The sequence below is a fragment of the Aestuariivirga sp. genome (genome assembly GCF_046093005.1).
Lineage (GTDB): Bacteria > Pseudomonadota > Alphaproteobacteria > Rhizobiales > Aestuariivirgaceae > Aestuariivirga.
This window is the reverse complement of record NZ_JBJTER010000083.1, coordinates 1-10918: the sequence shown is the minus strand read 5'-3', so window position 1 is coordinate 10918 and position 10918 is coordinate 1. Positions and strand designations below refer to the sequence as shown.

At 67.0% G+C, this 10918-nt stretch carries 11 protein-coding genes; 7 read left to right on the top strand and 4 right to left on the bottom strand.

Translation table 11 applies throughout. The features are described 5' to 3' along the window. The 5 genes from ACKOED_RS06775 to ACKOED_RS06755 form a co-directional block, all read left to right on the top strand. On the top strand, positions 1 to 472 hold a 472-nt coding region (locus ACKOED_RS06775; RefSeq protein ID WP_408915823.1), incomplete at its 5' end, for a His/Gly/Thr/Pro-type tRNA ligase C-terminal domain-containing protein. A 6-nt stretch (positions 473 to 478) separates the two neighbouring features. Continuing rightward, positions 479 to 1618, top strand: a complete 1140-nt coding sequence (locus ACKOED_RS06770; RefSeq protein ID WP_408915822.1) for an ATP phosphoribosyltransferase regulatory subunit — start codon at positions 479 to 481, stop codon at positions 1616 to 1618. Then, positions 1615 to 2304, top strand: a complete 690-nt coding sequence (hisG, locus tag ACKOED_RS06765) for an ATP phosphoribosyltransferase (protein WP_408915821.1) — start codon at positions 1615 to 1617, stop codon at positions 2302 to 2304. Before ACKOED_RS06770 ends, hisG begins: the two co-directional genes overlap by 4 nt. A 66-nt stretch (positions 2305 to 2370) precedes the next feature. Then, positions 2371 to 2574, top strand: coding sequence for a hypothetical protein (locus tag ACKOED_RS06760; protein ID WP_408915819.1), 204 nt, complete (start codon positions 2371 to 2373; stop codon positions 2572 to 2574). A gap of 260 nt (positions 2575 to 2834) precedes the next feature. Beyond that, positions 2835 to 4025 (top strand): lytic murein transglycosylase, encoded by a 1191-nt coding sequence (locus tag ACKOED_RS06755; RefSeq protein WP_408915818.1) that lies wholly within the window; start codon positions 2835 to 2837, stop codon positions 4023 to 4025. On the opposite strand, the gene ACKOED_RS06750 is transcribed toward ACKOED_RS06755, so the two are convergent. Next, positions 3983 to 4234, bottom strand: a complete 252-nt coding sequence (locus ACKOED_RS06750; RefSeq protein WP_408915817.1) for a hypothetical protein — start codon at positions 4232 to 4234, stop codon at positions 3983 to 3985. The genes ACKOED_RS06755 and ACKOED_RS06750 overlap by 43 nt on opposite strands. Before the next feature lie 378 nt (positions 4235 to 4612). Here ACKOED_RS06750 and ACKOED_RS06745 point away from each other — a divergent pair, with 378 nt between their 5' ends. Continuing rightward, positions 4613 to 5539 carry a substrate-binding domain-containing protein gene (locus tag ACKOED_RS06745; protein WP_408915816.1) on the top strand — a complete coding sequence of 309 codons (927 nt, stop codon included), beginning with the start codon at positions 4613 to 4615 and terminating at the stop codon, positions 5537 to 5539. A gap of 132 nt (positions 5540 to 5671) precedes the next feature. Continuing rightward, positions 5672 to 6691: an ABC transporter permease gene (locus ACKOED_RS06740; protein ID WP_408915815.1), complete on the top strand. Its 1020-nt coding sequence runs from the start codon at positions 5672 to 5674 to the stop codon at positions 6689 to 6691. On the opposite strand, the gene ACKOED_RS06735 is transcribed toward ACKOED_RS06740, so the two are convergent. From ACKOED_RS06735 to ACKOED_RS06725, 3 genes are read right to left on the bottom strand one after another with little or no spacing between them, the layout of a single operon-like run. Further along, positions 6642 to 7775 carry a hypothetical protein gene (locus ACKOED_RS06735; RefSeq protein ID WP_408915814.1) on the bottom strand — a complete coding sequence of 378 codons (1134 nt, stop codon included), beginning with the start codon at positions 7773 to 7775 and terminating at the stop codon, positions 6642 to 6644. The genes ACKOED_RS06740 and ACKOED_RS06735 overlap by 50 nt on opposite strands. Before the next feature lie 3 nt (positions 7776 to 7778). Next, complete coding sequence (locus tag ACKOED_RS06730) at positions 7779 to 9740, bottom strand: ABC transporter permease (RefSeq protein ID WP_408915813.1); 1962 nt, start codon at positions 9738 to 9740, stop codon at positions 7779 to 7781. Continuing rightward, positions 9737 to 10762 (bottom strand): glycine betaine/L-proline ABC transporter ATP-binding protein, encoded by a 1026-nt coding sequence (locus ACKOED_RS06725; protein ID WP_408915812.1) that lies wholly within the window; start codon positions 10760 to 10762, stop codon positions 9737 to 9739. The genes ACKOED_RS06730 and ACKOED_RS06725 overlap by 4 nt, the downstream gene beginning before the upstream one ends. Positions 10763 to 10918 lie beyond the last annotated feature (156 nt).

Here is a 10918-nt window from a genome sequence, read left to right as displayed (position 1 = left end):
CGGGCGCTATGACGATCTCGTGGCGCGCTTCACCGGCCAGCAGGTTCCGGCCACCGGCTTCTCGATCGGCGTATCGCGGCTCTATGCGGCGCTGAAGCTGGTGGGCAAGGCGGAAGAATCATCGACGCTTGCGCCGGTCGTGGTGCTGGTCATGGACAGGGACCGTCAGGGCGATTACTGGCGCATGGTGCAAGATCTGCGTGCCGGCGGTATCCGCGCCGAGCTCTACACCGGCACCGCCGGCATGAAGGCGCAGATGAAATATGCCGATAAGCGCGGCGCGCCGCTGGTGATCATCCAGGGCGGCGACGAGAAGGCGAAAGGCGAGGTGCAGATCAAGGACCTGCGGCTGGGCGCTGAACTGGCGGGCAATATCGCCAGCCATGCCGAATATGCCGCGCAGCGCCTGGCGCAGGTCTCGGTGCCGGAGGCCCAGCTTGTCGCCGCCGTCAAAAAGGCGCTGGACGGGTGAGGCCCGATGGCCGGTAAGCCGCGGCCCGAGCGCGAGGCGCTGGAACGCCAGAATGCCGCGCTGATCGCGGTGTTCGAGCGCGCCGGCTTCGATCATATCGCGCCGGACATCATCCAGCCCGCCGATATCTTCCTCGAGCGCTCCGGCGAGGACATCCGGGCCCGCACCTTTGTGTTCACCGATCCGGCGGGCGCTGAAATGTGCCTCAGGCCCGATCTCACCGTGCCGGCCTGCCGCTATCACCTCAGTCATGCCGATGACCCGTCAGCCGAGCGCCGCTATTGCTATCTGGGCCCGGCCTTCCGCTTTCCCGACGAATTGCTGAGCCCGCAGGAATTCACCCAGGCGGGGCTTGAGTGGTTCGGGGCCGCCGATCCCATCGCGGTGGAGGCGCGTGTGCTGAAGCTCACGATCTCGGCGCTGGAGGCGGCGGGGCTGCAGCGCTACCGCGTCACCTTCGGCGATGTCGGGCTGTTCTCGGCCCTGCTGGAGGATACCGCGATGCCGGCGCGCTGGCGGCAGCGGCTGCGCCAGCAATTCTGGCGGCCCGCGGCTTTCCGTGAACTTCTCGACAGCTACCAGGCCGCTGGCGAGGCCCGCCGCACGAGCCTGTTCCCGCTGGTGAGCCGGGTGGCGGCGGGCGACGCGCTGGAGGTTGTGGAGGCCGAATTCGCGGCCCGCAAGCTGCCGCTGGTGGGCGGCAGAACGCCGCTTGAAATCGCCGAGCGGCTGGCGGGCAAGGCCGCCGACCTCGCCGAAACGCCGCTCGCCGCCGCGAAGGCGCAGGCGCTCAACGCCTATCTGGCGATTGCCGGCGAGGCCTCGGCCATGGACGCGGAATTCGCGAAGATTGCCGCTGGCCAGCGTTTCGCGGGCGCCAGGGATTATTATGTAAGGCGGCTGTTCGAGATGGAGGAGCTTGGCCTCAACCCGCGGCGCTTTCATTTCGCCGCCGGTTTCGGGCGCGAGCTTGAATACTATACGGGCTTCACTTTCCAGATCGAGGCCGACACGGCGCATGGGCCGGTGACCGTTGCGGGCGGCGGGCGTTATGACAATCTGCTCTCCGACATGGGCGCGCCGCGGCCGGTTCCCGCCGTGGGCTGCGCCATCCACACCGACCGGCTCAAGGCGGTGCTGGCATGAGGCTGCTGACCCTCGCCATCCCGTCCAAGGGCCGGCTGATGGAGGAGACGGCGGCGCTCTTGACGCGCGCCGGCCTCGGCATCGAGCGGCTGGGGGCGGACCGCGCCTACCGCGGGCTGTTGCAGGGCATCGAAGGCGTCGAGGTGGCGTTTCTCCCGGCCTCGGAGATTGCCCAGAACCTCCACGACGGAAAGCTCGATCTCGGTGTCACCGGCCAGGACCTGCTGGGCGAGAAGCTGACCGCCGAAAACCCGGGAGTCGATATTCTCCTGCGTCTCGGCTTCGGCCGCGCGGACGTTGTGGTGGCGGCGCCGGAGTGCTGGCTGGACGTGGCCACCATGGCCGATCTCGACGACATTTCCGAAAGCTTCTATGAGCGCCATGGCCGCCGGCTGCGGGTGGCCACCAAATACCGCAACCTGACGCGGCGCTTCTTCGCCGCCCGGGGTGTGACAGGCTACCGCATCGTGGAAAGCCTCGGCGCCACCGAGGGCGCCCCCGCCGCCGGCATCGCCGAGGTGATCGTCGATATCACCACCACCGGGGCGACGCTGGCCGCTAACAATCTGAAAATACTGGATGATGGGGTGATCCTGCGGTCCTGCGCGGTGCTTGCGGCCCGCGCCGCGGTGGTGGCGGATGCCCGGGTGGAGCAGCTTCGCGCCCGGCTTGCCGCGATCACCTGATCGTGTGAACCTTTTGGCCCGGTCTGCGTTATAATAGCAGTGATATCCAAACAGGGGAGACCGCCGATGAAGTCCATTCTGTCCGCCGCCGCCCCTCTCGCGGCCATCGCGTCACCGGCTTTCGCCGACAGCGCTGCGCCGCAGACGCCCGCCCAGCCGGTGGTGGAAATCGTGCCGGCTGCCGCGACACCTCCTGCCGGCGAAGCTCAGACCGCAGCCGGCTTAGGCCACGGCTGTGGTGCGAAGCAAGAAGCCGCACTGACGAACTGAACCTGCATAACCTGATGATCTGAGCCCCTGCCGCCTGGCGGCAGGGGCTTTTGTCATTTTGCCCGTGGTCCAGGAGGAATTCCCGGTCGCGACGGGCGGCCGGCCATGAATTTGCCGAAAGCGCTGCCTAACCAAAGCCCCTATGGCGGCATTCCGGTGTTTCGCCGGGCAAACCGATACCACTTGCTGAGGCCTGGGCGCGCGCACATGGTCTGGACCACGAAATCGAATCAGGAGACCCACCGATGCGGAATGTGACGATGATGGCAGTAAGCCTTCTGGCCTTTGCGCTGGCGGCAGGCGCGGCCGAGGCCGCGAGCTGCGGCAATTCGGCCAAGGGCTTCCAGGGTTTCCTCAAGGAGTTCCGCAAGGAAGCCGCGGCGGCGGGGATCAGCGAGCGCGGCCTGTCACTGCTCGATGGCGTCGAATACCAGCCGGCCATCATCAAGAAGGACCGTTCGCAAAGCGTGTTCTCGCTGAGCTTCCTGAAGTTCCAGGAACGCATGGTGTCCGACTACCGGATCAAGGAAGGCCGGGCGATCATCAAGCGCAACAAGAAGCTGTTTGACGCCATCGAGCAGCGCTACGGCGTGCCGGGCGAGGTGCTGGTCGCCTTCTGGGCCTTCGAGACGGATTTCGGCAAGAACCTGGGCGACTTCCCGACCGTTCCCTCGCTCGCCACCCTGGCCTGGGATTGCCGGCGTCCGGAGCGTTTTCGCGAGCAGCTTCTGGGCGCCCTGAAACTCTATGACAATGGCGACCTCGACCGCGAAGACATGCATGGCGCATGGGCGGGCGAGATCGGCCTCACCCAGTTCCTGCCCAAGGAGTATTTCGAAAACGCGGTGGATTTCGATGGCGACGGCCACCGTAACCTCATCAAGTCCATCCCGGACGCCATGGCGTCTTCCGCCGCCCTGCTGGTGAAGCACGGCTGGCAGGCCAATCAGCCCTACATCGAGGAGGTCACGGTTCCGGCTGAACTGCCGTGGGACCAGGCGGACATCGCCATCCAGCATCCGCGCAGCCAATGGGTGAAATGGGGCGTCAAGGGCGCGCATGGCAAGCTCAAGGCCGACAAGTTCCCGGCCTCGCTGCTGCTACCGATGGGCAAGGATGGACCTGCCTTCCTCGCCTACCAGAACTTCACCGATGCCTATCTCCTGTGGAATGAATCCCTGGTCTATTCATTGACCGCCGCCTATCTCGCCACCCGCATCGCCGGAGCCGACAAGATCGATCCCGGCCGCGGCGAGGTGAACGCGCTGTCCTACGAGCAGATCATCGAATTGCAGAAACTTCTCGCTTCGAAAGGTCTCGATGTGGGTGAGGTGGACGGCAAGCTCGGCCGCGCCACCCGCCAGGCGGTGAAGCAGGAACAGATCAGAATGGGCTGGCCGGCCGACTCCTATCCAACCGTCGAGTTCCTTGAGGCCCTGAAGCGCGGTTGATTTCGGCGTAAAGGCAGATTGCACAGCGCCAGACGCTGGTCGAGAATGCCGAAATTGGTCATCGGGCCCGCCACCGCATCGTCCGTCGCACGGCTGTCCTGCCAGATGATGGCGGGGAATACATGGGTGTTGACCTGCGAGCACAGGCCCGCCGCGGCAACGCTGGCATTTTCGGTGAGCTCGGCCAGCGCCCGCAGCACCAGCGCCATCCAGTCGCCCGGGTCCTGCTCAACAGTTTTGGATGGGGCTCTACTCGAATCCGGACGCACGCGGGCAGGACCCTCCCCCTGTCATCACCCCCGGACTTGATCCGGGGGTCTTCTGTGGTGGCCGGGACGAAGATGCCACGGCCGAGCCATGGCATGACGAGATCAAGGGGCAGCGGTCATTTCGGTGAAGCCATTTCATTGACAGCACATTCAATTGCGCCATCTCCGCCACGTCTTTGTTTGAATTGTCTCGCGGGAATTAGGTGCACCGTCACCGGAGTTGCCTGGTGGAGCCAGTAGCAAGCTTGTTTCGGGGCGGCGGCTGTGCTTATCCTCCGGCCTTCACGCAAGGCATTGGGAAACAGGGGAGAACAGCGCATGAACCGCAGGACAATGATGGCCATGGGCATGGCCGCGGCGATGCTCGCGCCCGGCGCGGCAGCACAGGCGGCGGGCGAGAAGATCGCGGTGATCACGCCCTACCTCGCCCAGCCCGGCACGCAATTCTATGTCGAGGCCTTCGAGGCCAAGGCCAAGGAATTCGGCTGGGAGGTGAATGTCATCGACACCAAGGGCGACGTGGCCGCCGCGGTGGGCCGCATCGAGGATGCGGCGAACCAGAAGGTTGCGGCGATCGTCATCAACGTTGACCCCGCACAGGTGCAGGCGGGGCTCGAAGCCGCCAAGACGGCGGGCGTTCCGGTATTCGGCATGGACGCGGGGGCGACACCGCTGCTCGTCACCAATGTCACCAGCAATGGCTATGCCATGGCGGCGGACACCGCCAGCTATGTCACCAACCGGCTCGGCGGCAAGGGCAATGTGGTGATGTTCGTGTTCGACGCCTTTCCGCCGGTGCAGCAGCGCGGCGTGATCGCCGATGCGATCTTCAAGAACAGCCCGGACATCAAGGTGCTCGACCGCGTGACGCCCGATGTGCAGGACGGCGGCATCGCCGACAGCCGCGCCAAGATGGAGGCGATCCTCGCCGCCAACCCGGAGAAGGGCTCGATCGCCGCGGTGTGGGCCGCCTGGGACCAGCCGGCGCTGGGCGCGCTGCAGGCCATCGAGGCGGCGGGCCGCACCGGCGAGGGCATCGTCATCACCGGCATCGACGCCAATCCGCAGGCCCGCGAGGCAATCGCCACGGGCGGCAATTTCGAGGCCTCCGTGGCGCAGGACTTCAAGGGCATCGGCGCCACCACGGCGGACGCCGTGAAGCGCCACCTGGCCGGCGAGACGATCAGGCAGCGCGTGATCTATGTGCCGACCCGGCTGGTGACCGCCGCCAACGCCAAGGACTAGCAAGGCTGGGCGGTGAGGTGAGGCCGGCGTTCGGCCCGTCATGCCGCCCAAGTCTTCTCCCGCTTCTTGAGCGGGAGAAGAAGGGACCCGTTGCTGGACAAGCAACGGGGAGATGAGGGGAAACCAATACTGATGCCTGGCCCTCGCCCTCACCTACCCCAACTTCGTTGGGGCCCCTTCCTCTCCCGCTTCGCGGGAGAGGACAAAGGCTGGACTCTGGCCTGCTTCCTGCTGCTCGTTGTGTTGTTCTGGGTGATGCTGCCCGGCACCTTCATGACCGGGCGCAACCTGTTCAACATCACCCAGCAGGTGAGCATGCTGGCGGTGACCGCCTTCGCCATGACCATCGTGATGGCGATGGGCGATTATGACCTGAGCGTGGGTTCGATGGCGAGCCTCGCGGGCGTGGCGGCGGCGGTGGCCTTCCGCGAGACCGGAAGCGATGGCGCGGCGCTGATGCTCGCGCTGCTGCTGGGCCTCGCGGGGGGCGCGCTGAACGGGCTGTTCGTCAGCTATCTCGGCATCATGCCCTTCGTGGCGACGCTTGGTACACTGACGATGTTCAGCGGCGCGGCTTTCCTGCTGGCCGGCGGCAAGACCTTCTTTGGCAGTGCCGTTCCGCAGAGCTTCGGCGAATTCGCGCGCGGGGGTGTGACGGTCTGGCAATCGGGCGATGCGGCGGTTGTGGTTCCCAACCTCACCATCGTGGCGGCTCTGGCGCTGATCATCACCTGGTTCATCCTGGAGCGCATGGTGTTCGGCCGCCATCTCTATGCGATGGGCGGCAGTTCGGAAGCAGCGCGGCTGGCGGGGATCGACGTGAAGCGCACGAGACTCATCGCCTTCATGCTCTCGGGGCTGGGCGCGGCGCTGGCGGGGCTCATGTATATGAGCCGGGTGGCTTCCGCCAACCCGACCCAGGGTGCGAGCCTGATGCTCGACGCGATCGCCGCGGTGTTCCTCGGCATGACCATGAGTGCGCATGGCGAGCCGCGCGTGGTCAACACGCTGGTGGGGGTGCTGTTTCTCGGCGTGCTGTCCAACGGCCTCACGCAGCTCAGCGTCGACAGCTATGTGCGCGACATTCTGGTGGGCGCCATCATCATCGCTGCGGTGGCGGCGAGCGGACTTGAAAAGCTGCGCCGGAACTGACGAGCAGCAGCCCGGCCAGCGCCGCGGCCAGCGCCAGGCCGATGGCCCCGCCATAGCCGCCCGACCAGTCATAAAGCAGGCCGGCGAGGCTTGGCGCCACAAGCCCCGCCACGCCCCACGCGGTGAACACCCGCCCGAAGGCGGGCGCGAAGGCCGCGGCGCCAAGGCTCTGGCGGATCACCACGGGTATCGCCGCGATCAGCCAGCCATAGGCGAAGCCGCAGAGGCCGAGCAGCGCGAGGCCCGCCGCCGGAACCGCCAGCAACAGGCCCAGCGCCGCGGCGGTGAGCGCCAGCGGCAAGGCAAGCGAAAGGCGTGCGGCAAGCCGCTCACCCGCCACGCCGCCCAGCAGGCTGCCCGCCACATTGCCCACCGCGACGAGGGTGGTGGCGCTGGCCGCCGGCGCCACGATGCCCGCCGCATGGGCGATCACCATCAGCCCGCCGCTGGCGCCGAGGAAATAGACCAGCCACAGCCGGCGGGTGAAAGCCGCCGGAGGCCTGTCCCCGGCGGTGCGGCCGGGTGCTGCGGCCTCACGGCCGAACAGCGCCGCCGCGGCGAGGCCGGCCACCAGGATGGCGGCGGCAAAACCATAGAGCACTTGCGCCCAGTTGAGCCGCGGGAGGGCGAGCCCGAGGACTTGCGCGAAGCCCGCCGCGCCCAGCCCATAGGCAGCCGTCACCAGCCCGGCGGCAAGCCCCGGCGACGCGGGAAGCGCCGCGGCGGCGCGTGACAGGAACAGGCTGTAGGCGACGCCGTTGCAAAAGCCGAAGACGACGCCGAAGCCCGCCCAGGCGGCGAGGGGCGTTGCCAGCAGCGCCGTTGCGGCGATGCCCAGCGCCGCACAGAGCCCGCACAGCGCTGCCAGCCATGAAGCGCCCAGCGGCAAGAAGCGGGGTGCTGTGAAGACGCCCAGCGTGAGGCTGGCGATGGCCAGCGAATAGACGAGGCTCACCGCGCCGCGCGAGGCCCCCAGCGCCTGTTCGAGCGGCGCCATCAAGACGCCGAAGGCATGGATCGATCCGAAGGCGAGGCTCAGCAGCAGCGCGCCCGCCAGATCCCGTGGCGCGGCGGCCCGGGGCATGGCTCAGGCCATCCCCAGCGCCCGCTTGCGCCTTGCCGCCCAGGCGCCGATCAGCCGGTCGGCGGTGATGCCGATGAAGGCGATGCCGAGCCCCGCCAGCAGGCCGCGGCCGGTGTCAGCGCCCGGCAGCGCCTTGTAGATCTCCTGGCCCAGATCGCGCGAGCCGATGAGCGCGGTGATCGCCACCATGGCCAGCGCCATCATGATGGTCTGGTTGATGCCGAGCAGGATCTCGGGGAAGGCGATGGGCAGTTCCACCTTCCACAGCCGCTGGCGCGGCGTGGTGCCGGACGCAACCGCGGCGTCGACGATGGTCTGCGGCACCCGCAACAGGCCGAGATAGGTGTAGCGGATCGCCGGCACGGTCGCATAGGCCAGCATGGCGATGACGTTGGAGAGATCGCTGGTCTGGAACAGCATGATCACCGGAATGAGGTAGATGAAGCTGGGGAAGGTCTGCAGCGTGTCGCAGACGGTGTTGATCACCCGCGCCGCCCGTTCGCGCTTGGCCGCCCAGATGCCGATGGGTATGCCGATCAGGACGCAGATGATGGCGCAGCTGGTGACCAGATAGATGGTCAGCATCAGCGGCGTCCAGAAGCCGGTGAGCAGCATGAAGCCGAGCAGGGCCGCGGGCAGCAGCGCCAGACGCCAGCCGCCGAGATGATAGCCGGTGAGCGACAGCGCCCCGATGACCAGCGGCCACGGCAGCCAGAGATAGAAATCGCGCAGCGGCAGCAGCATCCAGATGGTGATCCAGTCGCGCACCGGCTTCACATAGGGAAACAGGTTCTTGGAGATCCAGCGCACGCCGTCATTGATGGGCCCGCCATAGGACAGGGTCATCTCCTTGGGCAGCACGGCGAGCGCCGGAAAGACATGGGCCAGCAGAATGGCGATCACCGTCAGCGCCGCGAAGGCCACAACATGCTTGTGGCGCAGATGGAATGGCAAATCCTTCGGCGTATGCGCGAAAGGCCGGCGCATGAAGGCCTGGGTCATGCGGTCGAGCACGATGGCGATCAGCGTGATGGCCACCCCCTGCTCCACCGCCTTGCCGATCTGCAGCTGCTGCAGCGAGAACAGAAGCTTCTGGCCAAGCCCGGAAGCGCCGACCAGCGAGGCGATCACCACCATGGCCAGCGTCTGCATCACCGCCTGGTTGAGGCCGAGGAGCAGCGCCTGCTGGGCAGCCGGAATCTCCACCTGCCACAGCAATTGCCGCGGCGTGCAGCCAGACATGCGGCCCGCTTCGAGAATGTCCGAGGGCACGGTGCGGATGCCGAGAATGGTGCAGCGGGCCATGGGCGGAATGGCAAAGCCCAGCGTGGCCAGCATCGCCGGCACCTGGCCGAAGCCGAACAGGATCACCACCGGCCCCAGATAGGCCATGTGCGGCGTGGCCTGCAGCACGTCGAACACCGGGTTGAGCGTGTATTCAACCCGCCTGCTGCGGGTGGCCCAGATGCCGAGCATGAGCCCGATCAGCGCCGCCAGCGGCACGGTGACCAGCACGATGGCCAGCGTCTGCATGGCGTCTGGCCACAGGCCGAACACCGCGAGGTAGAGCGCGCACAGGCCGCAGAACACAGACAGCCTGGCGCCGCCGATCCAGTGCGCGAGGATGGCGGTGCCGCCGACGATCACCGGCCAGGGCAGCGGCGGCCACTTCCAGGCCAGCACGCCGCGGTAGAGCAGCGCCTCCATCAGCGCCAGCGGCTGCGCGAGAAGCCAGGCGATGCCCCGCGTCACCGGTTTCAGGAGGCCCGCGAACCAGGCAAAAAAGGCGGTGACCCAGTCGCGGACCGGAACCACCCATTCGGCTGGCCATTTGTCCAGCGCCGGAACGGCATGGGCCAGCAACACGGCGAGCCCGGCGAGCGCCACATATGAGAGCGCGATGGCAAGCCCCGGCGTCGCGGCAAGCTGGGGACGGCGCGGCAGGGCGGCGGCGGCATCGGTCATGGGCGGTGCTCAGGATAGAGCGCGGCGATCATCGCCTCGCGCGTCACCGCGCCCAGTGGCGCGCCATCGGCGCCGACGACGGCGATGGGCCGGTCCGAGGCCAGCACGCGGGCGGCGGCCTCCGCGAGCTTCATGGCGCCGGACAGCGGCGCGCCATCGCCGGGCGCCAGATGCTTCAAGGCGATGGCCGCCAGCGTCACGATATGGTCGCGCGGGGCGTTCTGGGTGAATTCGCGCACATAATCATCGGCGGGCCGGGTGACCATGTCCTCGGGCGTGGCGAGCTGCACCAGGCGGCCGTCCTTCATGATGCCGATACGGTCGCCGAGCCGCACGGCCTCGTCGAAATCATGGGTGATGAAGACGATGGTCTTTCTCAGCATCTTCTGCAAGCGCAGGAATTCATTCTGCATCTCGCGGCGGATCAGCGGATCGAGCGCCGAGAACGGTTCGTCGAGGAACCAGATATCGGGGCCCACCGCCAGCGAGCGGGCGATGCCGACCCGCTGCTGCTGGCCGCCCGACAATTCGCGCGGGAAATAATCCTCGCGGCCCTCGAGGCCGACGAGCCTGATCATGTCGCGGGCGCGCGCGTCGCGCTCCTCGCGGCTGGCGCCCCGCACTTCCAGCGGGAAGGCGACATTCGACATGACGGTGCGGTGCGGCAAGAGCCCGAAATGCTGGAACACCATGCCCATCTTGTGACGGCGCAGCTCGATGAGCTCGGCGGGGCTTGCCTTGAGAAGGTCGTGGCCGTCCATCAGCACCTGGCCCGCGGTCGGGTCATTGAGGCGGGTGATGGCGCGGATCAGCGTCGACTTGCCGGAGCCCGACAGGCCCATGATGATGAGGATCTCGCCCGGCATGACGTCAAACGACACGTCACGCACCGCGCCGATGGCCTTGGCCCTGGCGAAATCCTCTTCCGCCGGCTTGAAGTCATGACTCTTCAGGAAGCCAAGCGGATCTTCTCCGAACACCTTCCAGAGATTTCGGCAAGCGATCTTCGCCGTGCCCGTCATGCGCGCATGTTCGGGAGCTGGCGGAGGCTGGATACCGGCTGAGAAATTGTACCTGGTTCAGTCAAGCAAACACCACTCCCAGAGCTTTGTGCAGTCAACGGAATGCACCCGCCTTCGTCCTCTCCCGCAAAGCGGGAGAGGAAGGGGCCCCAACGA

Coding starts and splice junctions, on each gene's coding strand:
- ACKOED_RS06770 (WP_408915822.1), top strand. CDS start 479: ATGGCCGGTAAGCCGCGGCCCGAGCGCGAGGCGCTGGAACGCCAGAAT.
- hisG (WP_408915821.1), top strand. CDS start 1,615: ATGAGGCTGCTGACCCTCGCCATCCCGTCCAAGGGCCGGCTGATGGAG.
- ACKOED_RS06760 (WP_408915819.1), top strand. CDS start 2,371: ATGAAGTCCATTCTGTCCGCCGCCGCCCCTCTCGCGGCCATCGCGTCA.
- ACKOED_RS06755 (WP_408915818.1), top strand. CDS start 2,835: ATGATGGCAGTAAGCCTTCTGGCCTTTGCGCTGGCGGCAGGCGCGGCC.
- ACKOED_RS06750 (WP_408915817.1), bottom strand. CDS start 4,234: ATGGCGCTGGTGCTGCGGGCGCTGGCCGAGCTCACCGAAAATGCCAGC.
- ACKOED_RS06745 (WP_408915816.1), top strand. CDS start 4,613: ATGAACCGCAGGACAATGATGGCCATGGGCATGGCCGCGGCGATGCTC.
- ACKOED_RS06740 (WP_408915815.1), top strand. CDS start 5,672: ATGCCTGGCCCTCGCCCTCACCTACCCCAACTTCGTTGGGGCCCCTTC.
- ACKOED_RS06735 (WP_408915814.1), bottom strand. CDS start 7,775: ATGCCCCGGGCCGCCGCGCCACGGGATCTGGCGGGCGCGCTGCTGCTG.
- ACKOED_RS06730 (WP_408915813.1), bottom strand. CDS start 9,740: ATGACCGATGCCGCCGCCGCCCTGCCGCGCCGTCCCCAGCTTGCCGCG.
- ACKOED_RS06725 (WP_408915812.1), bottom strand. CDS start 10,762: ATGACGGGCACGGCGAAGATCGCTTGCCGAAATCTCTGGAAGGTGTTC.